This window comes from Shewanella woodyi ATCC 51908, from assembly GCF_000019525.1.
In the GTDB taxonomy this organism is placed as follows: Bacteria; Pseudomonadota; Gammaproteobacteria; order Enterobacterales; family Shewanellaceae; genus Shewanella; species Shewanella woodyi.
This window is the reverse complement of the sequence record NC_010506.1, coordinates 433,586-460,403: the sequence shown is the minus strand read 5'-3', so window position 1 is coordinate 460,403 and position 26,818 is coordinate 433,586. Positions and strand designations below refer to the sequence as shown.

Sequence of the window (26,818 nt, the reverse complement as noted above, 5' to 3'; positions counted from 1 at the left end):
ATGCTCCCCCTATAGTCCTAGAATGCTGCGATTTAACGATTCATCCACACCACTTGATGCAAAATCATCGAACGCATATTCAGGTGTTCTTATCAGATGTTGCTCAATAAAGGGGGCGCCCTCTTTTGCACCATCTGCAGGGTGTTTCAAACAACACTCCCACTCAAGCACTGCCCAACCATCGAAACCATATTGAGTTAATTTGCTAAAGATCTGTTTAAAATCTATCTGGCCATCTCCTAAAGATCTAAAACGGCCTGGACGTTGTTGCCAATCTTGATATCCCCCATAAACGCCACTTCGACCATTAGGTCTAAACTCGGCATCTTTGACATGAAAAGCCTTAATCCGCTCATGATAGATATCAATAAATGCTAGATAATCGAGCTGTTGCAGTACAAAGTGGCTCGGATCGTAAAGAATATTCGCTCTAGCATGATCCCCTGTTGCCGCTAAGAATCGCTCAAAGGTCACGCCATCATGGAGATCTTCACCTGGATGAAGCTCATAACAGAGATCCACTCCGGCATCTTCAAACTTGTTGAGCAAAGGTAACCACCTCTTACCCAACTCCTTAAACCCCTCCTCAACCAAACCAGCTGGGCGCTGGGGCCAGGGGTAAGCGGTTTGCCATAACAGAGCCCCAGAGAATGTCGCATGGGCATTAAGCCCTAATGTCTGACTCACCTTAGCCGCCATTGAAACCTGCTCAACCGCCCACTGAGCTCGAGCCTGAGGCTTGTTTTTAACCTCCTCGGGTGCAAAGGCGTCGAACTGCTTATCGTATGCAGGGTGAACAGCCACTAGCTGCCCCTGCAGATGAGTCGATAACTCACTGATGCTCAAGCCCGTATCTGCAATAATGCCTTTCACATCATCACAATAGGTCTGACTCTGATAGGCGAGCTTGAGATCAAATAAACGTTTATCCCAAGTTGGGATCTGCACCGCCTTATAACCTAAGTCAGCCACCCATTGGCAGATACTGGTTAAGTTATTAAATGGTGCATCATCCTGACAAAATTGCGCTAGGAAGATACCTGGCCCCTTTATTTGAGACATCTACTCCTCCCCCATATTGCTATCTGATTTAAGTGAAAACGGGTGCCACTTTTCATTAGATGCGCTGGCTTGAACCACATTCTCAATAAAGGCCATACCACGAACAGCTTGCTCAATACCCGGTACATCAAACAGCTGGTTATCACAAACCTCACCTGCATTTTTTGCCCTGATCTGCTTAGCAAAGTTACTGTAGATATTAGCGAATGCCTCCAAATATCCCTCTGGATGGCCCGCAGGTGTTCGCATCGCTTGCTTGGCAGCGGCGCACAGATCACCGACTCCAGCGCGGATCATCTGTGTCGCTTCTGTATTAGATTTCAGCCAAAGGGTGTTTGATTCAAGCTGAGACCACTCGACACTTTTTCTGTCCCCGTAAACTCGCAGCTTAAGGTTGTTCTCGTCACCAAGGGCCACTTGGCTTGCTAATAGCACGCCTTTAGCACCGTTAGAAAACTTCAACAGCACAGTACCGTCATCATCTAAAGTTCGCCCGGCAACCGTAGAGGTAATGTCAGCGCACAGCTCTGCCATGTTCAGCCCAGAGACATACTCGGCTAAATTGGCAGCATGCACACCAATATCGCCCATGCAGCAGCTAATACCTGACTGCTTCTCATCTAATCGCCAACTCGCTTGTTTACTCGTCTCATCTTCTTTCGATGCAAGCCAGCCTTGGCTGTACTCAACCACCACCTTAACGATATTGCCCAACTCTCCCGTAGCGATTAAATGACGGGCTTGTTTGATTAAGGGATAGCCAGTGTATGTTTGGGTCAAGCCATAGAGTTGGTCATGTTTCTCTAAGAGCTGCTTTAACCTCAATGCCTCATCTAAACTGATGGTCGCAGGTTTATCTGACAACACATGGAAACCATGCTCGATTGCCATTTTTGCCACGGGAAAATGCAGATGATTGGGCGTCACAATGACAACAAACTCCATGCGCATCTCTTCAGGGAGCTTCTCTTCACACAGAATCATCTCCTGATAGGAGTCATAACAGCGATGTTCAGGCAGATAAAGCGCCTTTCCAGACTCAATACTACGCTGGGGATTTGAGCTAAATGCGCCACACACCAGCTCTATTTCACCATCTAAAAAAGCGGCAATACGGTGTACAGCACCAATAAATGCACCTTGTCCGCCACCAACCATTCCCATCCGAATCTTTTTCATTGTGATAAACATACCAAGTAAGAATTTAACCACTATAGGATTGAGGTCTTAATATGTGTTATTAATAAATCGGTTATCGATGCAACAAATTCGGCGTTTGTTATTTATTGCAATCAACAAATATCGGATAGGGAGGGGTAGATGAGCTGGGATAAAGAGAATACATTTCTCAATCTGGTTGAGGTAGAACAAGTGATCAGCATGTTCGACCTACTGCCAGGCGTGCTCTTTTGGATTAAGGATAAAAACCATAACTTTGTTCATGCGAACCAAGCCTTTATTGAACATAAAGAGGTGCGGGGACTCAATCAAATATTAGGGAAAAACGACTATGACTTCTCACCTCCCCATCTGGCTAAGCAGTTTATCCGTGATGATAAAAAAATCTTAGCGGGCCAAACTGTCACTGAACGCTTAGAGATGAACATGACACAAGCTGGCGATCCAGCTTGGTATGCCACCTCCAAACGTCCACTCTCAAATCAAGCGGGCGAGATCATAGGATCATATGGCATCACTCGACATCTGCAAAAACAGGCGATGGCACTCTCTGGCGTCGATGCCATCAAAGCCCCAGTGGACTTTGTGAGAGAGCACTACTCCCGACACCTCGCCATTGAAGAGTTAGCAGAGGTCGCTCACCTCTCTGTCAGCGCCTTAGAGAGGCGCTTTAAAAAATACCTCACTAAAACACCAAAGCAGTTTATCAATGAGGTTCGCCTTGAAAACGCACGAAGACTTTTAGTAGAAACCGATATGCCAATTTCGCAGGTAGGAGACGCAACAGGTTTTACCGATCACAGCTACTTCAGCAAACAGTTCAGGCTGTTTTTTGGCGAATTACCCTCAGAATTTAGAAAGAACTATCGCTTGTCGTAGTCAGTTTTTAACAGTCACTAACCACACACTTAGTAACACTTACATCATGAACTTAAGCATACTTCTATGGCCTACTAACTTAATCGCAAAAGTAAGCAGGGAGACAAAGCTAATGAGTAAAATAAAAACTTTTTGGAAAAATAACAGGCAGCTATTCATTTTTATTATTCTAATGTCTGTTTTTAGAAGCGCTGTGGCAGATTGGTACACCGTGCCCACAGGCTCAATGCAACCCACCATTAAAGAGGGCGACCGCATTGTCGTGGACAAGATGGCCTATGATTTAAGAGTTCCTTTCACCCAAATATCACTGCTCGAAACCGGTGAGCCACAACGGGGAGAGATAATCGTTTTTGAATCGAAAGCGGCAAAAAATCGCTTAATAAAACGCGTGATTGGCCTACCCGGCGACAAAATCAGTTTAAGCAACGAGATATTGTCCATTAACGGCAGACCACTAAACTACACGGTCCTAGATAATAATAGCCAAGAGCTTATTGCCGAGGAAGAGCTCACAGGCTTGCGCCATAAGATCCGAATCGAGAAAAGTGCCAGCAACAACCTAAGCCACTTTGCCACCATCACCGTCCCTGAAAACCACTACATGGTAATGGGAGATAACCGCCGCAACAGTGTCGACTCTCGCGTATACGGCTTTGTCCCAAGAGCCGAACTTAAGGGCAAAGCAACCCAAATAGCCTTCTCACTCAATTACGATAACTACTATATTCCCCGCGAAGATAGATTTTTCAGCGATCTATATTGAAGCTTAGTTTCTGATATAAAAAGCCCATTTGCCGAAAGGTGAATGGGCTTTTGTTTAGGTTAGTAGGAGGAAAAAGCATAATTTATTGTGGGTGCACCATTTATTATCGCCCATCATTTCTGTCAAGAAGTAACAAGCCTTTGCCCCAAAGAAACCAAACAAACTGTTTAATTATCAACTAAAGTCAGCATAATAGTCGGAAAAATACGTTTCACTCAGGGAGTAAAATGAAACTATCCGTCACATTGTTTGCTGTAATTCTGATTTTGAGTGCCTGCTCTGACAATCACAATAAAGACGCAGTGGAATTCAAGGCTAATGTTGGAGACTCAGCAAAATATTGGGTTCAGCATGTCAGCAGGATTGATTTGGCAACCGCTACTATAGGCGAAAGCACTACGTTAAGCTTGCTCCGGTACCGGATTGAACAGACTGATGCAACTACACTTCGATTTTCTGTCATCCCAGAGTACTTTCAAAATACCCCCTACTGTGAAAACCAATTTAGACGCTTGCAGACCAAAGTTGCTAAATATTGCGCCTTAGTATGGGAAGGTTTTAAACTTGATCTGAACCCTGCCGATGGCTCATTGATTAATCTCCAGAGGACATCAGCAAGTGGCTGGCAAACCATGCTGGATAAAGGCACTAGTCTGTTAGTCAAATCATTAAGGAACACTGTCAATGCACCTGGCTTTATTCAAACCATTCCAAAAATAATAGGCTCAAAGATAACACTCCACGATTTCAGCGGTTTTACGCTGACTATGATTGTCGATAAGGTGACTTCGCAAACTATTGAGTTAAGCTTTACTAGAGATGATCCTCAATTCAGGCAATACGGTAAAGTTATAGTGAACCAGAGTAATGGCTGGTTACAGCATGCAACATTGATTGCGGAAAAACCTTTGGGATCGTACCAGACAGCCTATAGAAGAACAGTTATGCAAAAAACCAACGAATATGATGCCCCAGGATTAATCACCGTAATAAAGGATCATAGGCGCGTTGAGAGTAATTGGACAGATATATCGCAAACTGCCAAATATCACGCAGCCCAAGACGCTCCCATCGATAAAAGTTTCTTTCAATTCAGCCAAGCGCGAATGCAACAATGGGGTGAGATAATCGACACCGACCTAAAAATTTCAGATGAAAAACAACAACCTCAGGGAGAAGTCAGGTTTGAGAACCTACGGGGTCAGTCGACAATTGACCCGGAACTCAATATCAAATTCAGCCCTCGATTCAACCCCATGATATCTTCCACAGAACAAGGCGTGTATGCAAACATGCGCCTCATGGCATTGACATCCGCAAGGCTTAGTAGTTTGAATTTAATTGATAGCATTACCGCTGAGATGGTCTATTACCCTGCAAAAATAGAAAGTCACACCCTACCATGGCCTTCAAACAAACCTAAGACGTACTCACTGGGACAAGCGCAACTAGAAATTACACCTGTGCCAAATAAAAGCAATATCTACGAAGTGACTTATATCAGCGCCAATGATGATTATCTACTTCCCGTATTTGGAGGCGTTGAAGGTCAATTCAGTCGGCTTCCCCCAAAAGTTGGCCCCCAGTGGCTTGGTTTGGGAGACAGACCTTTAGTGCCAACAAACCAAATGTCTTGGCAGCTAAAAGTAGATAATCCCCCTGAGCATGTCACGGTATATATCAAAAACGTCAGTAAGAAAGCAACGCAAAAACATTCTGTAGTTTGGTATAGATAACCAAAGGCTGATGTCATATCCCAACTATTCACGACTAGGAAACTGAAACTTTTGACGGTTAGAAACAAGAAAAAAAGGATAATAGTGTATTGTTTACAACCAAGATCAGCATAATTATCGGAAACGTGTCATTTATTTAAGGACAAATATGAAATACCCCACCATAGCTCTTGCTTTGCTTCTGCTGTTACCCGCTTGTTCTCAACAACATGAACCAGACATTGTCGAGTTCAAGGCCCAACCAGGCGATTCAGCAAGATATTGGATGAAAACCAAATCAAATATCAATTTAAAGAACATTGAAATCGATCAAACCTCTTTGGCCCTATTGCATTACCAAATCGATCAGGTTGATGACAAAATCCTTAAGTTCTCAGTCATTCCTGAGCTGATGCAGTTTTCAGGAAACAGGAATAATTTTCACAGTGCCCGACCGACTCAGCGGCAGCAAGAGCTCCAACAGTTGATGAGCGCCGGCTTTGATATCACTCTGGATCCAAATACTGGTGAGCTACTCAACATGAGTGGTAAAAACGCTAAAATTTGGCAGAAAATGCTGCAGAAATCTGGTGAAGGATTTATTGACTCAATCAAAAATAGCCTTAACTCACCGGGATTTGTTAAACAGATCCCCGCCAAAGTAGGCGAGAAGTTACCCGTAACCGAGGTAGGTATTCATGATGCAGTATTACAGGTCGACAAAGTCACAGATGAGCAACTGACGTTACTAATAAACAGTGCAAATGAACAAACCAAGTTGTTTGGAAAAGTAATTCTCAGCCGTGACAATGGTTGGATAGAAAAATTAGCCCTAATCAGTGTCATGCCGATGGAATCCATGGGAATACAAGGCACAGCCCATCACAGCATATTAATGCACAGACTTAATAGCAATAAACTGCCTTCATTTATAGCCGATCTCGAGCAGTTAATAGAAAATGACTATTGGTTTGAACTGAGCAAACCAAACGAAATTGTCACACAGCACGTAGAACCTACCGCTGATGAGCTGTTCAAATTCACTCAGGGTGAGCTACTGGACAACGGCAATACTTTTTATACCAAGCTATTGCTCACAGATGGAGAGATAACTCCTGCTGGAGAGCTCTGGTTTACAAACATGCGTGCCAGCTCATCTCTGCAGCCAGTGTTGGATATCAAGCTCATGCCAACTCAACCCTCCATGATAATGCCAGCAGAGGATGGGGTGGTAGTTGAGCAGGGATTCTTGCCTCTGGGATGGTTAGCCAAGGGTGATTTGGCCAAGATTGATAAAATTACGGCCACCGCGCACTACCAGCCAGCTCAATTGAAAACCTACTCTTTTCCCTGGAGTCCTGATAAAACAGTGACTCACAAAATGGGGAGCCTATCGCTGACTATCAGCCCTCTTTCCGGTACAACTGACAAATATGCTGTTGATATTTTCCCTACAGGTAATGAGTTTCTCATGCCAATATTCGATGGTATTGATGGTGAGGTCAGCTATGTTGCGCCAAATGTTGGGCCAGATTGGCTAACCTACGACGATAAATTTACGGCGTCATTAAACCAAAGTAGAATTTTACTCAAAGTAACTAATGCTGCCGATACCGTTACTTTTTACATTAATCAGCTCGCGGCTGAGCCCGCTTTCGAGCAACAAGTGGAGTGGACGTTAAAATAACGAGTGAGAGTAATAGCTAAAGCCTAGTAGAGGAAACTGACATCCACAATTGTGGGTGTCTTAGTTATTCAGGATGAAAAATGCACCATTTATTGTGGGTGGCCTGATTTATTTTTTTCAGGATGAAAAATGCACCATTTATTGTGGGTGGCCTGATTTATTTTTTAATTATTATTGCTGAGTTAGTAAGTCTGACTCAATTTCATTTTCTTTTAGCAGCTTAAATATATTACTAGGTAAGATAAACAAGGAAGTTGAACCCTCCTCAACCGATAATAATGCTTGATTCGGAAACCATTCCATAGCCAAATTTATAATGTGCTGAAAGTAATCTGCAGTTTCATTGCTAAAAACCTCATCCAGATTAATCTCACCTATCACTTTTTCATTTAAGCTAATCGTTAATACATCATCTTTGACCTCATCTTGGTAACTAACACAATCACGCCCGCCACGTAACTTAACTAACTGCTCTAAGGGGTCAATAAAACCTATATAAGGTGAGCAAATATTATCTAAATCATTAATATCAAATAACTCAATCGTTTCAGCTTCAAAATGGTCAGCTAAACAGTCTATGATTTCAGATCTATTTGTACCGTCAAGTAGTAGCTGATTAAGTTCATCTTCTACATTAGTCTTACTGTTCTCTATACCCGCTTCATCAGCTTTATCTTTTGAAAAGAATTCATCACGTGTTAGGTACTTACCGGACTTGGCATTTACCCAAATAGTTTTCCATTCAGTAGCAATCTCGTCTGAATCAAGTTGCTTAAACCATAGCTCTGCGATTGTTTGAAACGCCACTGAATATTGCAGCCGTTGCTGGTAAAACTTCAGGCTAGTCGCCAGCATCCGCCCGAGCTTTTCTTCAGAATCATCCCATCGCATTTGTCTTCTATACATTTCTGTAGAGAGATATTGACTTAAATGACAAAGATGCTGAATAGAGAAAGCATTAAAATATGGCTGGAATGGTTCACCCTCTTTATCCTTTTTAATAATTGCCGCCAACTTATCGATAGAGAATAATGCCCCGCTATTTAACGGCCGAAGCTCTTCAAGCCGCCATTTTTCAGCCTGTTTAACATAGGGGTCATCAAGAAACTGCTTATTTAAGAATAAAAACTGATAAAGTAGTTGCTCACGCTGCAAAAAAAGTGACTTTACATTTTCAGTCGCATTTAATGGAGTCGACAATCGACTTCTATTTTTTATTAATATATAGCTAGTGCTGATACTGCTCAGCATCGATTCTTCACAGCGAGCTTCAGATTTGATGCGCTGAAACTCTGCAAACCAAACGTTAATATCATCTGATGGGTGCCACGCTAAACAGTAGATAAGCGGTACCGGTTCTGCCCATGCAATATCTTCTTGTTTACGTATTCCCTTTAAAAAATAGGGCTCCATATATTTAACCTCTTTTTTAGAGTATTGATGCTCTAAAAGGCATTTTTTTAACTCAGCCCATAATACCTTACGAGCCTTCATCCACTTTTTATCTTCAACTTTCCAATACATGTTTTACTACTCCACGGCGTTAATTAAGTCTTCCATACCTTCCAGCAAGTTATTATCTAAATAGAAAAAATAGAGCCAGCCATAATTAATCAATAACATAGCGGCTCTACTGTAGATGTTCAATGCTCTAGATAACACGAAAGCTTATCGAATCTTCTAAAGTAGGCTTTGAAGCTGATATATCGTTGGAAGTAGCGACTTTAGAGGAAAAATGGTGAAGTTTGAATGTGGAGAACCAATCCATGCTTCTTGTCATGGATAATGTTGTAGATAAGTGGTTTAAGTTTAACTAATCAGCTTGAAAGTGCTGGCAGCTTTTTGAGAAATGCCGTCGACGTTTTTGAAGATGCTCACAATAGCGAGTTAACGATTGTGTTTCCCCTACTGGGCCGTGAAACAGTTCGCCAAATTCTGAGGTGAGTCTTATCCAGTTGTCTGATGAAATATTCAACTTTGTTAATTCAGTAACTTAGGTTCAACCCTTCCACATCTATGTTCGTAAGATTTCCCACACTTTTTACTACGAGAGTTCATCAACTCCCGTTAGAAAGGCTCTACGAACTGTTCTACTCCATGCATGGTAATAGGGACTTCTTATTCATATGGAAAGTTCAATACTGATCTGGGTTCTTCTGGGACGAGGCATGGCTAACTCCTACTTTTTACCGATAACTAAAGCTTAGTAGGAGGTGTGGAATTTACGCAATTAACTATGCCTGTCCACATTTATTTTGTCTGATATAAAAAGCCCATTTGCCGAAAGGTGAATGGGCTTTTGTTTAGGTTAGTAGGATGAAAAATGCACCATTTATTGTGGGTGGCCTGATTTAATTACTTTTGAGACAAAATCAGAGTAACTAGGGCCATCAACCACTTTAAACTGGTCATCTACACCGTACTGTAACCCATACGCACCATAGATAAAGATACTATAATCTTTATCCTCAAAAGGAATATCCAGCAATTTGAGATAAGTTAGATATTCTTCTGGCTCTGGAGGTATACTATTAGGGTCACTATCATCGTGGGTATAATTTAAGTAACGTTTAAAACCTAAACCATGCTCTTCCCTTAAAGTATCCATAAGGAATAACCTTCGACTACTGAATATTCTAGAATTACATACAACATTCCTCAATGCTGAGCTTTCAGTCATAATAACCTTTAGGTTATTATTGTTATCAACTAATACAAAAATATTCTGATATACAGTTAATTTCTCCGAACCAATGTAAAAAGGTGATAATTGGAAACAGACATGATAAGCATGTACAGTATCGTGGCATAACTCACTTTTGAATTCAGATGTTAGCACATTAGAAATATCAACCAGCTTAATATCACTTTTATTGTACTTCTGTTCACATAACCCCAAAGACTCCATTGCCTCATGAATTATAAAAACAGGGTCAGGTTTACTCTTATAATCACAAATATAAGTATTATAAAAAGCATCCTCAAGTCGAGTCTCTAAATTATCTGAAGTTAACGGCAAGCTACGAACCTCACGACCTACTGACTCATCCTCCTTATTTTGAGCCGCTTCTTCCCATAGCTCAGTCATCCTCACCAGAGAGAGACCATACTTTTCAACACACTTCAAAAATTCAGTGACGAACTCTTTTTTTGCTTGGGATGCTGCGTGGCATGAGTGTTCAGGAATAAAATGTCTAATGTAAATAAACAGTTGATTTAGTGTCTTTACGTTTTGATCCCATTCAAATATTGACTCATCCATGTAGCGTAGGGACGTGAACCAAAAAGGCAGTAAGATTATAAAACCCTGATATTGATTACTATTAAGAGTGTGTAGCCAATCGGCTACCCAGTGAAGGTAAAGCTTTGAAAAATCATTTCTGTTTGCTTTACTTGTTTCAAGAGGGAATGCTCTGACCTGAAAAGAATTAAATTCTATTTGTTTATTCGTATATTCAACCTCATTATCAACCACCCACTGATACAGGGTTAAACGTCTATGCCAATCATCAAGTGACATAAACTCTTCAGGAACAACTTTCATAACCGACTTAACTAATGTTTCTCTAAGGTATTGCGTCTCATATTGTGTTTTTGCTTCACTAACCATTTCACCAAAATAAGCTCTTGAAATAGCTGGGCACCACCTCATTCGAGTATCAAGAGATGGTGCATATTCAGAACCCTCAGTCCACTCACCTTTGATAAAGTAACGCCTCATTGCTGATATCTGGTTCTTATTCACAGCACTCTCACACAGCAACTGATACTCTATAGGCTCCCATGCAAGCTTCCTATCGGACAGCCATTGGGTATCTTTTAATAACCATACTTCTTTGTGAAAGCTAAACTTTGCCATATTAACGCCTACTATTTTGCATTCTCAATTGGGAAGTCTTTGAACAATTAACAATGGCTACTCTATTTACTTGGTTGCATATTTACTGGCTCTAATTTCAGCGACTCTGTCTCTGAGGGCTTGGGGCATTTCAGGGTCGTTAATCGCATCAATAATGTCTTGAGCCAACTTAATCTGTTTTGGATGCTTTTCATCATTCGAAGCTAAAAAAGTATCAAGATCTTCAATAAGCCACACGATTCCTTTTTCATCTTTATACTGCTCAAAACTCAATTTAACTGCAGACTTCCATATATCTATCTTATTCACACAGATATCGGTATCGAAACGTTCTGTTCTAGTCAGAAAATCCCCCCATTCATAGCATGGGCCAATACAAAACTTACCAATAATAAAATCTCGCTGCTCTTCTCCCTCTATAGCTATGAACTCCTCTAACGTCTGAGGCATAAAAACTTGATCTATCACCCACTCCCGGCCATTCAGGCGACTAGCACCTTTGAATGGTACTTTGTGTCTATGTTTAGCCAAGCTATAAAATTTATTTCTTTCATTCACTCTATAAGCAGGTGTTTCGCAATAGTGTGTTTTTTCTTCACGATGGCGATTGAATACTTGCTTTAAAACCTCGATATCTTCACTTGGGTGTAGCCAGAGCTCGAGGAGTAACCCACTCCTTATCTTATAAATAGTTTTAAGTGCACTCTTGTCACCTATAAGAAAATAGTTTTTTAAATCTTCCATCTCATCTTTTACTAAATCAGTAACCTCCACCAAGGCATCAGAAATATTAAAGCGATACTGTGGCCACTCTTTTTTACGCTGCTTCATCCACTCTTTATCTTCACATTTCCAATCGCTCATTAAAATGCCTCACTTGTGGTAATTAATTCATTTATTGTTTTATCATCTACCCCATCAAGCAGGTAAGCTTTTGCATCATTGATGAGTCTATTAATCAATAACATAGCGGTTCAACTGTAGATGTTCAATGTTCTAGCGACCATGAGAACTTGTCATATCTTCTGAAGCAGGCTTTGAGACTGGTATATAGTTGAAAGTAGCGACTTTAGAGGAGAAATGGTGAAGTTTGAATGTGAAGAACTAATCTATGCATCTTTTCATGGATAATGCGTAGATAAAGTCTTGTAGTTGGAAAATTAACTAATATTTTAGCTTTCGATAAAAACAAAAAACCGCATCCCTTTCGAGATGCGGTTTTCGTGATATTAGGTGAGTTGGCCGATAAGCCGGGTCTTGTCGTGGACAGTTATTCATCTAGGCCTGCAATCGCTCGCAGGCTCAAGCGACCTACCCGGTTCCAACGCGAGCCGCGCCGTCTGGAACCCTATTTGGTCTTGCTTCGGGTAGAGTTTACCTTGCAACGACTATTACTAGCCGCCCGGTGCGCTCTTACCGCACCCTTTCACCCTTACCAATCCTAAGATTGGCGGTCTCCTCTCTGCTGCACTTGTCGTCGGTTCACACCGCCCAGGCGTTACCTGGTACCCTGCTCTATGAAGCCCGGACTTTCCTCCCCGTTCTTGCGAACGCAGCAACTGTCTAGCCAACTCGGCGCGGATTATAGCCTAAGGTGGCTCATCACACCATTAAAAATCACCAGTAGCTAATACGTCCGATTAAAAAGCGTTCTTTACAAGCCGTTTTCGAGCCCATATTTGTAAAGTGCATTCTTTTTCATACCATGGATCTGCCCCGCTAATGCGGATGCTTTTTTCAATGGCAACTCTTCACAAAGCAGCTTTAAGGTATTTATCACGACCGCAGGGATCCCCTCATCTTCTACAAGACGGTACCCGTGACACATCAGGACGATCTCACCTTTTTGTTGATTGGGATCTGATTTAACCTGCTCTAAAACCTCTTTAACTGTGCCATAAAGGAAGGTCTCAAATGTCTTAGTGACCTCGCGCGCCATGGCAATGATACGGTCCTCTCCTAAAGCGGTGAGAATAGACTCTAGGCTGTGGACGATACGATGTGGTGATTCATAGAAGATCAAGGTTCTTGGATCTTCCTTAAGCTCGGTAAGCTTATCTAGACGCCCCTTCTCCTTTGATGGCAGGAATCCTTCAAAAGAGAATCTATCTGACGGTAAGCCTGATGCACTTAAAGCCGTAATAGCGGCGCAAGCACCTGGCAGTGGAATAACCTTATAACCGGCAGCCCTAACTTGTGAAACCAGGTGATAGCCTGGATCTGAAATCAAAGGGGTCCCCGCATCTGAAATAAGCGCAATCGCTTCGCCATTACTTAACTTCTGGATGATCCACTCGGCTCTGTCTCTCTCATTATGATCATGCAGCGCTGTTTTTCGTGTTTCTATGCCAAAATGACTCAGGAGAATACCGCTATGACGGGTGTCCTCACAGGCTATTAATTTGACATTGTTAAGCACATCGATAGCACGGGAACTGATATCCCCTAAGTTGCCTATGGGGGTTGGTACAATGTAAAGTGCGGCCGCCAGATCCATATCTACCTCGGTTTGGCTATTACAAGACTTTCGTCAAGCGTAAGAGAAGGTTAAACTAGTGGTAGCATCTTACCAGAGTGAAGACCTGTGTTGAAAAGACTGAATACAACTAAATTAATCTCCGTTGCGGTTTTAACCACAATTTTGTTCGGTTGTGGGACTACGCCTACAAAAGTAGAGCCTGAACAAAGCCAGATCTCCTTAGTGAGTGCTAGCCTGCAACCCGCAGACTACCTGAACAAAGCGGCTACTACAGACAATCCTGAGCGGCGAACACGCTACCTATTATTGGCATCTCACGCTTTCATTAATGAAGGCGACGCAAATGCTGCCACTAAGACGCTCAACTCTGTTGAAAAAGATTTAGGCCAAAATGTTGAGCTGCTTGCTGAACATAAATACCTCAAAGCAAGAGTATTAGAGCTAACTTCAACCTATGATGATGCTTTACGTGAACTTGAGTATCCAAGTAGTTGGAAGCTGGCAGATTGGCAGATGGTGGCTTACTACCAATTTAAGGCGCGCCTGTATCAACATATCAAGCAACCAATAGAGCAAGCTAGGCAGCTAAGTTTACTCACAGCTTATCTACCTACAGCCCAAGCTAATGAAGTGAATGACCAGATCTGGCGTATCTTGCAGCCCTTGCATGAGCAAACATTACTCGACTTTAGCCAAGACTCACAAACACCTATTTTTGCAGGCTGGTTGCAACTTGCTTATATTGCCAAGCACTATGCTATTAACCCGAGTGAGCTTGTTCAACATCTTGGAAACTGGCAACACGCAAATCCAACCCATCCAGGCGCTATCAAGCTGCCAACAGATCTTGAAAAAGCGCTAAATGCTAAGCCCTATCAGCCTAAGAATATTGCAGTATTACTTCCTCTAAGTGGCAACAGAGCCTCTGTCGCCAACATGGTTAAACAGGGGATAATGTCGCGCTACTTATCGAATCCTGACAATCAAGTTTCAATTAATTTTTTCGATACAGCAAAGGGAGCACAGAGCGCTTACCAAGCCGCTGTATCGGCTGGCGCTGAGTTTATTATCGGGCCTCTTTTCCAGTCTGAAGTCGAGCAACTTCAGCAAGCAACACCAATAGTGTCTGAAACTCAGGTAGCACAAGTCGAAAGCTCAAGCATAGAAGCGGGCCAAATTGATGCTCCTAAGCCAAGCTTTACTCCCAACATGGTGCCACAGCTTTATCTGAATCATGTCGATCAATTTACCCCCAACGATGACACCTTTTACTTCGCGCTTTCACCGGCCAATGAAGCTAGTGATGCTGCTGATAAACTCTATGCTGACGGTATTGTTCACCCACTCATTTTGGCTAGTAATAATGGCATAGGTAAAAGGATGGCAGAGAGCTTCAACAAGAGGTGGAATGAGCTGACCAACAAAGATGCTGAAGTCCACTTTTATGACGCTGGCGATAAGATGAAAGTCACAGTGCAGAAGTCACTTGGCGTTATCGACAGCAAAGAGCGCATCGCCCGCATCAAAGCCTTAATAGGTAATAAGGTAGAAGCCGACTTTAGATCCAGACGAGATATCGATGCCATCTATATGATCTCAGGTAATCGTGACCTTCCACTGTTAAAGCCCTTTATCGATGTTAATTTCAGTGTATTTGCAGAGCCTGTTCCCCTCTATGCTAGCAGTCGCAGCCGAGTTGAGGACAGCTCAAGGAATACGGCTTTGGAGCTCAACAATTTAAATATCAGCGATATACCTTGGCTGTTAACCGACAGCCCTGAAGCACAACAGGTACAGTCACTATGGCCAACCTGGAGTTATGGACAAAAGCGCCTCTATATTATGGGCTATGATGCACTCGAATTAGTCGGCAAGCTGGCTCAAATGAGGGCTCTGCCTGGCTATCAGTTCTCAGGAAGAAGTGGCATGTTATCGGTCGCACCTGACGGTACCGTTAACAGACAGCTGAGCTGGGGACGCTATAAAAGAGGTAATTTACGCCCTCAATGATAGATAATAAACACCAGATCCCAAGAGAGCATGGTCAGGCAGGTGAAAAGCTGGCGATGAACTATTTAGCCGAGCGAGGTCTTAACTTTGTAGAGGCAAATGTCAGGTACAAGTTTGGTGAAATAGATCTAATCATGAAAGATGGTAAAGAGTGGATATTTATTGAGGTAAAATACCGCTCCAAAGCTCAGTATGGTGGCGCACTAAACGCACTAAGCCCTGCGCAAATAGGCCGACTGAGACGTGCCGCTGAGCACTATATACAGATACATAAGATTGATGCGGTTTGCCGATTTGATCTTATAGCCATTGATGCGAGCCAAATACATTGGCTCCCAAATGCTTTTTAAACAAAATGAATAATGTTTGTGCCTTAACGACTTAAAAGTTATGGCATGATAACACCAGATTTAATATTAAGGATTGACCCATGTTAGAACGCATTAAAGATAGTTTTACCCACTCAATTCAAACCAAGATAGATGCGTCTGAAGCGCTTCCAGAGTCTATAGCTAAGGCCGCTGAGATGATGGTTCACTGTCTACTAGGTGGGAATAAAATTCTAGCATGTGGTAATGGTGGCAGCGCCGGTGATGCTCAGCATTTCTCTGCCGAGCTATTAAACCGCTTTGAAGTTGAGCGCCCACCGCTGCCAGCGATTGCGTTAACAACAGATACTTCAACCATTACCGCCATCGCTAATGATTATAGTTATGATGAGATCTTCTCTAAGCAGATTTTAGCATTAGGGCAACCTGGTGATATTCTGCTGGCTATTTCGACCAGTGGTCACTCTGGTAATGTGATCAAAGCGATTGAAGCAGCATTGAGCCGAGACATGACTATTGTCGCCCTTACAGGTAAAGATGGTGGTCCGATGGCAGGCCTGCTTAGTATCAATGATGTTGAGATCCGTGTGCCTTCTAACAGCACGGCGCGTATACAAGAGGTTCACCTACTCGCGATCCACTGCCTATGTGACAATATCGACCGTACACTATTCCCACAGGATGAGTAAGCAATCGAGGGGATAAAGTGTTTAGCCACCAGCAAATATTTTGGTGGCTTTAGTTCAACGCCTTAACGTTATTCAGTTCAATCACGGCAGTTACACACCTTTTAAAGGAACCATAATGATAAAAACGCTCTCACTTATCGCTGTCATATTTATGCTACAAGGCTGCGCCGGTGCGGTGATGGTTGGAGCCGTAGGTGGTGCCATGATGGTTAATGATGAGCGTAGCTTTTCAACTCAACTCGATGACACAAATGCCGATTTTCAAATAGCCAGTGAGCTTGCAGCATTGGAAGATGTAAAAAATCAGGCAAACATCACCGGGGTGGTAATGAACGGCAATGTGTTGATGATTGGCCAAGCTCCTAACTCCATGTTAAGAGATAAGGCGATTCGAACGGTGCAAGCTATTGAGATTGGTGGCAAGATCCATAATCAGATCCGTATAGGTAATCCCACCTCATTTACCACTCGTAGCAATGATACTTGGATAACAACCAAGGTAAAAACCCGCATGTTAAACACTGATAACTTAGATACCACACGTATTAAAGTGATCACAGAAAATGGTGAGGTATTTTTACTAGGTATTGTCCAACGAGATCAAGCCGATCTCGCCGTTGATGTCGCGCGTAATACTGCCGGAGTACGTAAAGTCATTAAGGTATTTGAATCTCCAGACTCTTGATCTTTAAAGACACATGACCCCACCAGCTATTACCTTTGTGATCTGGTTAATACCAATCAGTATAAGTAGGAATAGTCTGTAATCAGATAGAAAAAGCCAATAAAAAAGCCAGCGTGTATCGCTGGCTTTCATTAAATCACATAGTATTAAACCAGCAATCCGATCTTCTCGTATACCTTTTTAACCGTCACTTCAGCACGAGTTTGGGCTTTCTCAGCGCCATCGCTCATCACCTGATTTAGGAAAGTCTGATCTTCTCTAAACTCACGATATCTAGCTTGCAGTGGCTCTATCATCTCGACAACCGCTTCGCCGGCAGCCACTTTAAGATGACCATACATCTTCCCTTCAAACTCAGCCTCAAGACCAGCAATGCTCTTACCAGAAACACCTGACATCAAGCTTAATAGGTTTGATACACCCGGCTTGTTTTCAGTATCGAAACGAACCACTGGCGGCTCATCGCTATCTGTCATCGCCTTCTTAATCTTCTTCATGATCTTCTTAGGATCTTCCAGCAAACCAATAACATTATTACGGTTATCGTCAGACTTAGACATCTTCTTAAGCGGATCTTGCAGTGACATCACCTTAGCCCCATGCTCAGGAATAAATGGCTCAGGGATAGTAAATGTATCTCCATAAGCATTATTAAAGCGAGTCGCGATATCACGAGTCAGCTCAAGATGTTGTTTTTGATCTTGGCCTACAGGGATCTCATTGGCTTGATATAGTAAAATATCTGCAGCCATAAGTACCGGATAACCAAACAAGCCAACATTGATATTATTCGCATGCTTTTGAGACTTATCTTTGAACTGAGTCATACGATTCAGTTCACCCATCTGGGTATAACAGTTTAACGCCCAACCAAGTTGAGTATGCTGAGGCACCTGAGATTGAATAAAGACAGTGCTTTTTTTCGGGTCTACACCACAAGCTAAGTAAAGTGCTAATGTGTCTAAACAAGCTTCTCTGAGAAGTTTAGGATCTTGCCTTACAGTGATCGCATGAAGATCGACAACACAATAGAGACAGTCGTGACTGTCTTGCATGGCTACCCACTGCCTTAATGCGCCCATGTAGTTACCTATTGTCAGCTCACCTGACGGCTGTGCACCGCTAAGTACTATGGGTTTTACTGGGTTAGTCATACGCTCTCATGCTCCATTACTTTTACACTGTTATTTACGAATTTTAAAATTTCACTAAACTGGACACAAACAGCGTCGGGACAGCTTAGCCCGATATCTTCACCGTAGTTATACCCATAGGTCAAGCCTATCGAGCTAATACCTGCTGCTTTTGCCGCTAAAATGTCATTTTTAGAGTCGCCGACCATCAAAAGCGCTTCAGGTTTAAGCTTCCACTTATCGAGCAGGTGAGTTAACGGCAAAGGATCAGGCTTCATCTTTTCAAGAGAGTCCCCACCAAGCACCTTGGTAAAGTGATGCTCTATCTTAAACGCTTTTAAAAGTGGAATGGCAAATCGGTAGGGTTTATTGGTCACAACCGCCATGGAGTACCCAAGTGATGTTAGCTCATTGAGTACCTCAAGAACTCCGGGATAAAGTTGACTATGTTGCTCTAAATTCTCTTGATAATGTTTCATAAAAAGCGGCATAGTATCTTCTAACATATCCGCTTCTACAGGCCTGTCTAGAGAGTGAGTTAATGCCCTTTGCATTAACACCTTAGCGCCATTACCTATCCAAGATCTCACTTGCTCTTCACTGCAACTAGGCAGTTTCAACTCAGTAAGAGTCGCTTGAGTTGCAGCCGCGAGATCTGGCGCACTATCGATAAGTGTGCCATCAAGGTCGAACGCTATCGCTTTAAGCTTATCCCAGGAGGCCATGATTTAAGACTCTATACTAGCAAGTTCGCTACGCATCTCATCGATCACAGCTTTATAATCAGGTTTGTTAAAGATCGCCGAGCCAGCAACAAACATATCTGCACCTGCTGCAGCGATTTCAGCAATATTATCGACCTTAACACCGCCATCGACCTCAAGACGAATATCGTAGCCACTGTCATCGATAAGCTTTCTTACCTGACGCAGTTTATCTAACGTTGAAGGAATAAAAGATTGCCCTCCAAAACCTGGGTTTACTGACATCAACAAGATGACATCGAGCTTATCCATCACATGATCTAAATAATGCAGTGGTGTTGCAGGGTTAAATACCAGGCCCGCTTTACAGCCTGACTCTTTAATCAATTGTAGAGAGCGATCTAAATGCTCACTCGCTTCAGGATGAAAGGTAATAATCGAAGCCCCTGCTTTTGCAAAGTCAGGAATAATGCGATCGACTGGCTTCACCATAAGATGGACATCAATATCAGCTGTCACGCCGTAATCTCGCAATGCTTGGCACACCATAGGACCTATGGTTAGGTTAGGAACATAATGGTTATCCATAACATCAAAGTGAACTACATCGGCACCTGCGTTAAGAACGGCATCAACATCCTCACCCAAACGGGCAAAATCAGCAGACAAAATAGAGGGGGCGATAAGAAATGGGCGCATAGAATACTCACAACAGTGTCTAAGAAGTACGCTATTCTACCTTTTGAGAACCTAAGCCTCTAGGGCTTATCCCTCATTTATCTATAATCTCACGAAAAAATTCATACATTTATACGATATTAAGATTTAGTTAAAAATAGTGTTTAAAATGTAATCTCTTTTGCTATAATTAAAAGCTGTGTAGGTTTTGTTTTATAAGGGAAGATAAAATGAAGAGTAGTAAAAAGCTAATCGTGGGTGCTAAACCTGCTGCTTTTCTTGCAACTTCGGCAATATTTATTGCCCTTACTGCCGTGGGTGCTCAAAATCTATCATCTTCTGATAGTGAATCAGCTTGCGTCTGCTCAAAAGAATCTACGACAAGTTACAATAGCTCCCTACCAACTAGCCACCCAGGTAATCGCTGCGCTCGTCAATCACAAGAGTTAAACTGGGCTAATTGGTTTAGTGGTAACAGTCGCTCCAATCAACTGCATTTCGTCGATCTTTTAGAGCTACTTCATGGTCATCAAGACAGCCCTGTCGATGAAGTTTCACTTAGTAATCAAAAAAATAAGCTTTAATGCTATTTAAAGCTTGGCAGTTATTTTCGAGTACTTTGGCTGCATTTTTAGGTGTTCAAAGCGATAAGAATAGGCTTCGTGACTTTCAAACCAGCTCACCAATTCCCTTCATTATTATGGGAATCATATTAGCGGCCATTTTTGTTATCACACTTTTACTCATTGTTAATCAAGTACTTGCCTAGTATTGACTAGGCTTAATCATTTTCACTATGGTAACGGTCATCATAAAGAGCCATTAACTCATCGACTTTCTTACGCGCACTGCCCTTCTGACTGATATTTCGCTGCACCTGAATAGTATCAAATCGAGCACCGTGATATAGCTCTCGGGTAAGAGGGATATCATGATTACTTATCAGCACTGGTATACCATTATCAATCGCAGTGTGGCGTGATTTACGGGCAAGTAACGCTTGGTCATCCAAACTAAAACCTGTGCCTACATAAGTCGTAAAACTTGCCGTTGTTGAAAGCGGCGCATAAGGCGGATCGCAGTAGACAACATCACCACTTGTAGTCAGCTCGAACGCATCCTCATAACCAATACACTTGAATTCAGCTTTTTGTGCTTTTTCAGAAAAAGCACGGATCTCATTCTCAGGAAAGTAAGGTTTCTTATAGGAACCAAAGGGAACATTAAAGCCCCCCTTCCGGTTATAACGGCACAAGCCATTAAAACCATGGCGATTCATATAAAGAAAATAAACAGAGCGGAGGAAAGGGTCTGTACTGAGGTTAAACTCAGCACGAACACGGTAATAGGCTTCTTTTTCGTTCATTTCAGGAACAAACATGGCTTTCGCGGCAGCGATATATTTCTCAGGCTCTTTTTGAATGATTTTATAAAGATTGATGAGATCTTTGTTGATATCACACAAAAGGTAACTTGGATAATCAGTGTTAAGAAAAACCGATCCCGCTCCAACAAATGGTTCAACGAGCCGTTGACCTTCAGGTAAGTGCTCAGTGAGAGCTTCAATCAGTTTAAATTTTCCACCTGCCCACTTAAGAAAGGCTCTCTGTTTTTTACTCATCTAAATTGATTGAATACCAAGAAAAAAGAAGTCATCGATTGTACTCTCTTTACAAAGGAATATCACGGGCTGGAATACTATCTTGTACCTTATAACCGCTTAAATCTTTCCATTGGCGGATCCAAGGGGTTGTTAGCTGATATTTATTCACCATCTGCTTGGATTTTATACGGGCAAGATTGATATCAGAAAACTCACCTAACAATACAACCCAGAACTCCCCATAACGTGCCACCTTAACATCGGACTCACCACTAAAGCGCTTTAATAGATTATCCAACGACTCTTGTTTTTTTACACTTGCTAACTGCAGCGTATAACCTTTAAGAGCAATGGGTTCAATTTTGGGCTCAACATTAACCTTGTGAGGTAATTGGGATGATTTTATCTCCCCTAATCCTTTAAAAACCTCCACCTCATCGTGATTAACTAATGAAGTGCTCTCATCAACCATCTTACCTTTATGAGGTTCTGATTGCGGTTCAGTACTAGCGGCTTGCTGGGTTAACGTGCTATCTACTGAGGCGGTGTTACTAGAAATGAGCTCAGCTTTACCCTCTTTTTTTTCAGCAGAAAAGTCTGCTTCCAAAAGGTTTTTACCATAGTTGGCAAGCCAGTTCATCTCACTTGAGCTATCTAAAACTAGCTTAGCAGGGCTTGATATTTTTTCATCCCTGGCCTCCTTCGGCAGCAGTAGATATGCTCCAAGGGATAGTAGTAAAAGCAGTGCAATAGATATAATCCACTTATATTTAGCACTCTTAGGAACTTCTACCTCCTTTCCATGAAGTGCTAACTCCAATAAGTTCACCACCTCTTGGGGCGTTCCTGACTGCTTCTCAAGTTGAGCTCTAACTATCTCTCTGGGTGTAAAGGGTGCCTGCTCGCTTCGACTAAGTAGTGTGTAATAGAGAGCTTCTTTCTCTTGCGCAGTAAGAGGTTCAATATTAATCGAGAGCAAATTATCTTGCTGGGTTTCCGGTAACTGCTCAACCAGGTGATAGAAAAACTCTTCAGTTGAAGTGAGTGTGATCGAGATTGACTTGCCCGCAATCGACAGCTGGCTTAATACGATGCATTCAGCAATCAACTCTATAGAGAGATGATGCGCATCATCGAGCACGATAAAACAGGATTGGGGGAGTGAATCCGCAAACCTTAATAGAGTTTCAGCTAGAGGTGTTTCATCATCAAAAACAGGATCGGTTAGCAGTTGAACCAAGATCTTACGGCGGATCTCGCTATTATCACAATGCTTTGGGCATAGAACGAGTGCAGAGCTAAAGTCATCAAGCTCGTTAATCAAGGAGGTAATTAATCTTGTTTTACCTGAGCCATTTTGCCCCGTAACAACAAGCAGCTGTTGACCGTAGAGACTGACATGTTGGAGTCTCTGCAGAAGATTTTCTTGGCTTGGTAATAAAATGGAGTCTTTAAAAGTCACTCATACACCACACAAACTATGCGCAGCGAATAACATCTTCCAGTAGTTCATCGCTCACTTCAGAATACACTCCCGCCTGACCCATAGCTTCAGGTAGAACTAATCTGACTTGACCTTTAAGTACTTTCTTATCTCGCCGCATATGTTTAATGAATTGTTCGAAATTCATTGAATCGGGAGGGGAAACGGGGAGATCAAATGCTTCAAATAATTTTGTAATTCGACAAACAATTGACCCATCAATTAATCCCATCCTGCTCGCAGTAGATGCAGCAAGTACTGTGCCAGCAGCAACGGCTTCACCGTGCAACCAAACACCGTAACCCATCTCAGCTTCAATTGCATGACCAAATGTATGACCCAGATTCAGCAGAGCACGCACACCCTGTTCTGTCTCATCTTCGGCGACAACATCGGCTTTAATTTCACAACAACGACCGATAGCATACGCTAGTGCTTCATCATCTAATGTCTTTAAGCGTTCGACGTTATTTTCTAACCAGCTAAAAAATTCACTATCCCAGATAATACCGTACTTAATCACCTCCGCCATTCCAGCAGAAAACTCTTTAGCAGGTAATGTAGATAAACAGTCAGTATCAATCACCACAAGCTTAGGTTGATAGAAGGCACCTATCATATTTTTACCTAAGGGATGGTTTACTGCTGTTTTCCCACCGACTGAGGAGTCGACTTGCGCCAACAGTGTCGTAGGGATCTGGATAAAATCGATACCTCTTTGGTAACTTGCGGCCGCAAAACCGGTCATATCACCAATTACACCGCCACCTAAGGCAATAAGAACGGTGTCTCTGCCAGAGTTTTGCTGTAGTAATGAGGTAAAGATACTATCCATCTGAGCTAACGTCTTATATTGCTCGCCATCGGGTAAGATGACAGGCTCAACACAATCAAATGAGGATAGCTGTAACTCAAGCTTCTCTAAATATAGAGGAGCAACAGTTTCATTGGTAACGATTAGGATTTTTTTATCTTGGAGGAAGCGAGCAAAATGCTCGCCACAACTCATCAAATTCCGACCAATAACAATAGGATAACTACGTACCCCGAGATCAACCTGAATTTGCTTCATTTTTCCGCCTAGAAACCTAACTGTTCAATAATTTGATTTGCGACCACTTTCGCACTCTGTTCATCAGTTTTCACGATGACATCAGCAATCTCTTCATACAAAGGATTACGAGTGGCAGCTAGGTTCTCCAAAACTTCTCTTGGATCTTCTACTTGTAACAATGGACGGCGTTTGTCTCGTTGTGTACGAGCCACTTGCTTATCAATTGTAGTTTCCAGGTAAACGACGATCCCACGAGCAGAAAGATTATTGCGTATCTCTTTACTCTGAATTGATCCGCCGCCAGTCGCTAGGACAATGCCTTGCTTCTCAGTTAAATCTGCGACTACCTGTGTTTCACGAATACGAAAACCCTCTTCGCCTTCGACATCAAAAACCCACGCTATATCCGCACCTGTACGGCTTTCAATCTCTTGATCGGAATCGTGGAACTCTAAGTGCAGCATCTGTGCCAGATGACGGCCTATAGTGCTTTTACCAGCCCCCATAGGACCTACTAGAAAAATATTACGTTTCTCAGCCATTGCTTTACGTCTGAATCTTATATTAAGTTTGCCTACGTCGATTTGAAAAATAAAACCGACCTTATATGTTACCTTGCTCTAATGAGACTTGACCCCTGATTATCTCAGTTAAACACCATTAAAGGCAAGCCATGTATCCCACATAATTAGAATATTGTATGATTAAAAAATAAAAACCAGCACCTTAGATGCTGGTTTTATATCATAATGAATTACGTTTAAATCTCTTCAGAGATAATTTTCGGTGTCACAAATATGAGCAGTTCTTGTCGCTCATTTTTATCCGATGTGCTTCTAAATAGGAAGCCAACAAAGGGAATATCACCCAAAACAGGCACCTTAGAAACACGGCTAATCAAGTTCTGCTGATAGATACCGCCCAATACAATGGTCTCACCATGATCGACCAACACTTGCGTACCGATCCTCTGAGTATCAATTGAAACAACCTCTCCCAATGGTGTCGCAACCACTTTACCTTGAGAGTCTTGTGAAATCTCTAAATCCAGAATCACACGATTATCTGGGGTGATCTGTGGTGTAACCCTAAGCGATAAAACCGCTTTTTTAAAGCTAACGGTTGCAGCACCACTTGAGCTTGCCTCAACATAGGGGATCTCGACACCTTGCTCAATGTAAGCAGCTTTCTGGTTCGAGGTGGTAATGCGCGGGCTGGCAATAATCTCACCTTTATTCTCCTGCTCAAGGGCACTCAACTCCATATCGAGTATGGTGCCATCGGCAAGTTTTGCGACATGAAATGCAATACTTGCAGCCGCTTCGGGGGCAGGAAAGTTTACATTTAACCTATCATTGACGCTGGGAATAATGCCATTAGCAATATCTTGTGCACCACCAATACTGCCAGATGTGCCTTTACTACCTTGTTTATCACTAATTCCCCACTTGATCCCAAGATCTTCAGATACATCATCTTTCACTGTGACCATTCTAGCTTCAATTAATACTTGGCGAATTGGGATGTCCAAGATTTTTATTAATCGGTGGATATTCTCAATGATCTCTTCTGTATCTTTAATCAGTAATGTATTGGTCCTTTCGTCAACAGCAACACTGCCTCGAGAAGACAATAAACTTGAATCAGTACTTTTTAACAGTTCAGCAATGTCGGCACTTTTAGCGTAATTTATCTGAATATATTCAGAGTAGAGAGGAGAGAGTTCTTTCACCTCCTGCATATCTTTAAGCATCTGGCTCTCACGAATGGCCAACTCCTCTCTGGGCGCCACCATAAGAATGTTACCTTCAATGCGCTTATCTAACCCTTTAGTTTGAAGAATCAAATCTAACGCTTGATCCCATGGCACATCATCCAGTCTAAGGGTAATATCGCCCTCAACGGTGTCACTGGTCACTAAATTAAAGTTGTTATAATCGGCAATGATCTGCAGTACAGTCCTTACAGAGATGCTTTGGAAGTTGAGTGAAAGAGACTTTCCATCGTATTTCTCCTCCTCTTTAGCGACCACAATGCGCTCAGCTTTGTTAATGCTTAATTTAAATAGGTCCTCCTCTTGGCGATAGTTGTACTCATACTCGCCTGAGATATCGATAAGAACACGGGAGGTTAACTCCTCTTTGAAAGTTTCGAAGCTTCTTACTGGAGTGGCAAAATCTTGCACATCCATCACATAAAGAAAATCAGATCCTATCTCTGTGTTGTAAAGTTTAAGCTCTAACTTAGCCCCTACCTGTTCTACATTCGCTGCGACTCTATTATTATTCAGCTTGACGATTAACTCTCCGCCACCTTCCGCCGTTCTTCTAAAGTCGATATTTTGGATTGAGTTAACAAACGGATTTTCGCTACTATCGTCTCGTTCAGCGACCTCATCGTTTATTGTGATGTTGTAGGTATTGCCAGATAGCTTTCCTTTATATGCCTTTACCTTATCAAGATCGACCACCAGCCTCATTGCACCGTTAGTCTGGTTAATACTCACAGACTCAACACCTACAGTCTTAATTGGCAGTTTGTCTTTTTCCAGTCCAGAGATACTCTCTTTAAAGAGCAGTATGATCTGTGCAGGTTCAGCGTTAAGCTCTATTTCAGGCTTATCAACTTCGTCCTCAAACACCAATTGAAGCTCCAGTTGGTGGTCAACAACAGCGTGATACTTAACATCAACTAATCTATTAGACGCAGCAGCATTGGAGATCCCAATGATAAAAAGGGCTAAACAGCCCACCAGCCTAGATAGCGATGGCACACTTAATACAGTATTTGTCGCGGCAGAAGATCCCATTATTCCCTCATCCTT

General features: G+C 42.3%; 24 protein-coding genes, 1 other RNA gene and 1 pseudogene. 10 read left to right on the top strand and 16 right to left on the bottom strand.

All coding sequences use genetic code 11. From position 1 onward, the window contains the following. Positions 1-9: 9 nt before the first annotated feature. Both SWOO_RS01880 and SWOO_RS01875 read right to left on the bottom strand, forming a co-directional pair. Positions 10-1,062: a sugar phosphate isomerase/epimerase family protein gene (locus SWOO_RS01880; protein ID WP_012323012.1), complete on the bottom strand. Its 1,053-nt coding sequence runs from the start codon at positions 1,060-1,062 to the stop codon at positions 10-12. After that, a complete protein-coding gene (locus tag SWOO_RS01875) occupies positions 1,063-2,241 on the bottom strand; it encodes a Gfo/Idh/MocA family protein (protein ID WP_041417890.1) in 1,179 nt (392 codons plus the stop codon). 141 nt (positions 2,242-2,382) lie between these two features. Between SWOO_RS01875 and SWOO_RS01870 the strand changes: the two genes are divergently transcribed. The 4 genes from SWOO_RS01870 (at position 2,383) to SWOO_RS01855 (ending at position 7,288) form a co-directional block, all read left to right on the top strand. Beyond that, entirely contained in the window at positions 2,383-3,120 is a 738-nt protein-coding gene (locus SWOO_RS01870; protein ID WP_012323010.1) for an AraC family transcriptional regulator, read from the top strand. 112 nt (positions 3,121-3,232) lie between these two features. Next, complete coding sequence (gene lepB, locus SWOO_RS01865) at positions 3,233-3,886, top strand: signal peptidase I (protein ID WP_012323009.1); 654 nt, start codon at positions 3,233-3,235, stop codon at positions 3,884-3,886. A gap of 227 nt (positions 3,887-4,113) precedes the next feature. Continuing rightward, positions 4,114-5,622 carry a hypothetical protein gene (locus tag SWOO_RS01860; RefSeq protein ID WP_012323008.1) on the top strand — a complete coding sequence of 503 codons (1,509 nt, stop codon included), beginning with the start codon at positions 4,114-4,116 and terminating at the stop codon, positions 5,620-5,622. Between the two features lie 148 nt (positions 5,623-5,770). Then, complete coding sequence (locus tag SWOO_RS01855; RefSeq protein ID WP_012323007.1) at positions 5,771-7,288, top strand: hypothetical protein; 1,518 nt, start codon at positions 5,771-5,773, stop codon at positions 7,286-7,288. A gap of 171 nt (positions 7,289-7,459) precedes the next feature. Here the strand turns inward: SWOO_RS01855 and SWOO_RS01850 are convergent, their stop codons facing one another. From SWOO_RS01850 to rsmI, 6 genes and pseudogenes are all read right to left on the bottom strand, one after another. Further along, on the bottom strand, positions 7,460-8,812 hold the full coding sequence (locus tag SWOO_RS01850; RefSeq protein ID WP_012323006.1) for a hypothetical protein: 1,353 nt from the start codon (positions 8,810-8,812) through the stop codon (positions 7,460-7,462). A gap of 289 nt (positions 8,813-9,101) precedes the next feature. Continuing rightward, a pseudogene (locus tag SWOO_RS26210) lies at positions 9,102-9,272 on the bottom strand (transposase); the annotation flags it as partial. A 348-nt stretch (positions 9,273-9,620) separates the two neighbouring features. Next, positions 9,621-11,147 carry a hypothetical protein gene (locus SWOO_RS01845; protein WP_012323005.1) on the bottom strand — a complete coding sequence of 509 codons (1,527 nt, stop codon included), beginning with the start codon at positions 11,145-11,147 and terminating at the stop codon, positions 9,621-9,623. A gap of 66 nt (positions 11,148-11,213) precedes the next feature. After that, complete coding sequence (locus SWOO_RS01840) at positions 11,214-12,011, bottom strand: hypothetical protein (protein ID WP_012323004.1); 798 nt, start codon at positions 12,009-12,011, stop codon at positions 11,214-11,216. 366 nt (positions 12,012-12,377) lie between these two features. Continuing rightward, positions 12,378-12,722, bottom strand: an RNA gene (rnpB, locus tag SWOO_RS25715) — RNase P RNA component class A. A 79-nt stretch (positions 12,723-12,801) separates the two neighbouring features. Continuing rightward, positions 12,802-13,644 (bottom strand): 16S rRNA (cytidine(1402)-2'-O)-methyltransferase, encoded by an 843-nt coding sequence (rsmI, locus tag SWOO_RS01835; RefSeq protein WP_012323003.1) that lies wholly within the window; start codon positions 13,642-13,644, stop codon positions 12,802-12,804. Between the two features lie 87 nt (positions 13,645-13,731). On the opposite strand from rsmI, the gene SWOO_RS01830 reads away from it, so the two are divergent. From SWOO_RS01830 to SWOO_RS01815, 4 genes are all read left to right on the top strand, one after another. Then, a complete protein-coding gene (locus SWOO_RS01830; protein ID WP_012323002.1) occupies positions 13,732-15,636 on the top strand; it encodes a penicillin-binding protein activator in 1,905 nt (634 codons plus the stop codon). After that, on the top strand, positions 15,633-15,986 hold the full coding sequence (locus tag SWOO_RS01825; RefSeq protein ID WP_012323001.1) for a YraN family protein: 354 nt from the start codon (positions 15,633-15,635) through the stop codon (positions 15,984-15,986). The genes SWOO_RS01830 and SWOO_RS01825 overlap by 4 nt, the downstream gene beginning before the upstream one ends. A gap of 80 nt (positions 15,987-16,066) precedes the next feature. Next, the gene (locus SWOO_RS01820; RefSeq protein ID WP_012323000.1) at positions 16,067-16,654 is read left to right on the top strand and encodes a phosphoheptose isomerase; all 588 of its coding nucleotides are present in this window, start codon (positions 16,067-16,069) and stop codon (positions 16,652-16,654) included. 115 nt (positions 16,655-16,769) lie between these two features. After that, positions 16,770-17,339 carry a BON domain-containing protein gene (locus SWOO_RS01815; protein ID WP_012322999.1) on the top strand — a complete coding sequence of 190 codons (570 nt, stop codon included), beginning with the start codon at positions 16,770-16,772 and terminating at the stop codon, positions 17,337-17,339. 146 nt (positions 17,340-17,485) lie between these two features. Here SWOO_RS01815 and trpS read toward each other — a convergent pair whose 3' ends face one another. From trpS to rpe, 3 genes are read right to left on the bottom strand one after another with little or no spacing between them, the layout of a single operon-like run. After that, the gene (gene trpS, locus SWOO_RS01810) at positions 17,486-18,493 is read right to left on the bottom strand and encodes a tryptophan--tRNA ligase (RefSeq protein WP_012322998.1); all 1,008 of its coding nucleotides are present in this window, start codon (positions 18,491-18,493) and stop codon (positions 17,486-17,488) included. After that, complete coding sequence (locus SWOO_RS01805; RefSeq protein ID WP_012322997.1) at positions 18,490-19,197, bottom strand: phosphoglycolate phosphatase; 708 nt, start codon at positions 19,195-19,197, stop codon at positions 18,490-18,492. Before SWOO_RS01805 ends, trpS begins: the two co-directional genes overlap by 4 nt. A 3-nt stretch (positions 19,198-19,200) precedes the next feature. Then, positions 19,201-19,875: a ribulose-phosphate 3-epimerase gene (rpe, locus tag SWOO_RS01800; RefSeq protein ID WP_012322996.1), complete on the bottom strand. Its 675-nt coding sequence runs from the start codon at positions 19,873-19,875 to the stop codon at positions 19,201-19,203. A gap of 209 nt (positions 19,876-20,084) precedes the next feature. Here rpe and SWOO_RS01795 point away from each other — a divergent pair, with 209 nt between their 5' ends. Together SWOO_RS01795 and SWOO_RS01790 are read left to right on the top strand one after the other, a co-directional pair. Beyond that, positions 20,085-20,438, top strand: a complete 354-nt coding sequence (locus SWOO_RS01795; RefSeq protein WP_012322995.1) for a hypothetical protein — start codon at positions 20,085-20,087, stop codon at positions 20,436-20,438. Then, positions 20,438-20,623 carry a DUF2970 domain-containing protein gene (locus SWOO_RS01790; protein WP_012322994.1) on the top strand — a complete coding sequence of 62 codons (186 nt, stop codon included), beginning with the start codon at positions 20,438-20,440 and terminating at the stop codon, positions 20,621-20,623. The genes SWOO_RS01795 and SWOO_RS01790 overlap by 1 nt, the downstream gene beginning before the upstream one ends. Before the next feature lie 12 nt (positions 20,624-20,635). On the opposite strand, the gene SWOO_RS01785 is transcribed toward SWOO_RS01790, so the two are convergent. The 5 genes from SWOO_RS01785 to SWOO_RS01765 form a co-directional block, all read right to left on the bottom strand. Continuing rightward, positions 20,636-21,475: a Dam family site-specific DNA-(adenine-N6)-methyltransferase gene (locus tag SWOO_RS01785; RefSeq protein ID WP_012322993.1), complete on the bottom strand. Its 840-nt coding sequence runs from the start codon at positions 21,473-21,475 to the stop codon at positions 20,636-20,638. A 49-nt stretch (positions 21,476-21,524) separates the two neighbouring features. Continuing rightward, positions 21,525-22,919 carry an ATP-binding protein gene (locus SWOO_RS01780; protein WP_012322992.1) on the bottom strand — a complete coding sequence of 465 codons (1,395 nt, stop codon included), beginning with the start codon at positions 22,917-22,919 and terminating at the stop codon, positions 21,525-21,527. A 16-nt stretch (positions 22,920-22,935) separates the two neighbouring features. After that, positions 22,936-24,012, bottom strand: coding sequence for a 3-dehydroquinate synthase (gene aroB, locus SWOO_RS01775; RefSeq protein WP_012322991.1), 1,077 nt, complete (start codon positions 24,010-24,012; stop codon positions 22,936-22,938). 8 nt (positions 24,013-24,020) lie between these two features. Next, on the bottom strand, positions 24,021-24,536 hold the full coding sequence (gene aroK, locus SWOO_RS01770) for a shikimate kinase AroK (RefSeq protein WP_012322990.1): 516 nt from the start codon (positions 24,534-24,536) through the stop codon (positions 24,021-24,023). A gap of 218 nt (positions 24,537-24,754) precedes the next feature. Further along, positions 24,755-26,803: a type IV pilus secretin PilQ gene (locus tag SWOO_RS01765; RefSeq protein ID WP_012322989.1), complete on the bottom strand. Its 2,049-nt coding sequence runs from the start codon at positions 26,801-26,803 to the stop codon at positions 24,755-24,757. Between the last annotated feature and the right edge of the window lie 15 nt (positions 26,804-26,818).

Coding starts and splice junctions, on each gene's coding strand:
- rsmI (WP_012323003.1), bottom strand. CDS start 13,644: ATGGATCTGGCGGCCGCACTTTACATTGTACCAACCCCCATAGGCAAC.
- SWOO_RS01795 (WP_012322995.1), top strand. CDS start 20,085: ATGAAGAGTAGTAAAAAGCTAATCGTGGGTGCTAAACCTGCTGCTTTT.
- SWOO_RS01870 (WP_012323010.1), top strand. CDS start 2,383: ATGAGCTGGGATAAAGAGAATACATTTCTCAATCTGGTTGAGGTAGAA.
- SWOO_RS01855 (WP_012323007.1), top strand. CDS start 5,771: ATGAAATACCCCACCATAGCTCTTGCTTTGCTTCTGCTGTTACCCGCT.
- lepB (WP_012323009.1), top strand. CDS start 3,233: ATGAGTAAAATAAAAACTTTTTGGAAAAATAACAGGCAGCTATTCATT.
- trpS (WP_012322998.1), bottom strand. CDS start 18,493: ATGACTAACCCAGTAAAACCCATAGTACTTAGCGGTGCACAGCCGTCA.
- SWOO_RS01875 (WP_041417890.1), bottom strand. CDS start 2,241: ATGAAAAAGATTCGGATGGGAATGGTTGGTGGCGGACAAGGTGCATTT.
- aroB (WP_012322991.1), bottom strand. CDS start 24,012: ATGAAGCAAATTCAGGTTGATCTCGGGGTACGTAGTTATCCTATTGTT.
- SWOO_RS01840 (WP_012323004.1), bottom strand. CDS start 12,011: ATGAGCGATTGGAAATGTGAAGATAAAGAGTGGATGAAGCAGCGTAAA.
- SWOO_RS01785 (WP_012322993.1), bottom strand. CDS start 21,475: ATGAGTAAAAAACAGAGAGCCTTTCTTAAGTGGGCAGGTGGAAAATTT.
- SWOO_RS01820 (WP_012323000.1), top strand. CDS start 16,067: ATGTTAGAACGCATTAAAGATAGTTTTACCCACTCAATTCAAACCAAG.
- SWOO_RS01880 (WP_012323012.1), bottom strand. CDS start 1,062: ATGTCTCAAATAAAGGGGCCAGGTATCTTCCTAGCGCAATTTTGTCAG.
- SWOO_RS01860 (WP_012323008.1), top strand. CDS start 4,114: ATGAAACTATCCGTCACATTGTTTGCTGTAATTCTGATTTTGAGTGCC.
- rpe (WP_012322996.1), bottom strand. CDS start 19,875: ATGCGCCCATTTCTTATCGCCCCCTCTATTTTGTCTGCTGATTTTGCC.
- SWOO_RS01825 (WP_012323001.1), top strand. CDS start 15,633: ATGATAGATAATAAACACCAGATCCCAAGAGAGCATGGTCAGGCAGGT.
- SWOO_RS01815 (WP_012322999.1), top strand. CDS start 16,770: ATGATAAAAACGCTCTCACTTATCGCTGTCATATTTATGCTACAAGGC.
- aroK (WP_012322990.1), bottom strand. CDS start 24,536: ATGGCTGAGAAACGTAATATTTTTCTAGTAGGTCCTATGGGGGCTGGT.
- SWOO_RS01765 (WP_012322989.1), bottom strand. CDS start 26,803: ATGGGATCTTCTGCCGCGACAAATACTGTATTAAGTGTGCCATCGCTA.
- SWOO_RS01790 (WP_012322994.1), top strand. CDS start 20,438: ATGCTATTTAAAGCTTGGCAGTTATTTTCGAGTACTTTGGCTGCATTT.
- SWOO_RS01805 (WP_012322997.1), bottom strand. CDS start 19,197: ATGGCCTCCTGGGATAAGCTTAAAGCGATAGCGTTCGACCTTGATGGC.
- SWOO_RS01845 (WP_012323005.1), bottom strand. CDS start 11,147: ATGGCAAAGTTTAGCTTTCACAAAGAAGTATGGTTATTAAAAGATACC.
- SWOO_RS01850 (WP_012323006.1), bottom strand. CDS start 8,812: ATGTATTGGAAAGTTGAAGATAAAAAGTGGATGAAGGCTCGTAAGGTA.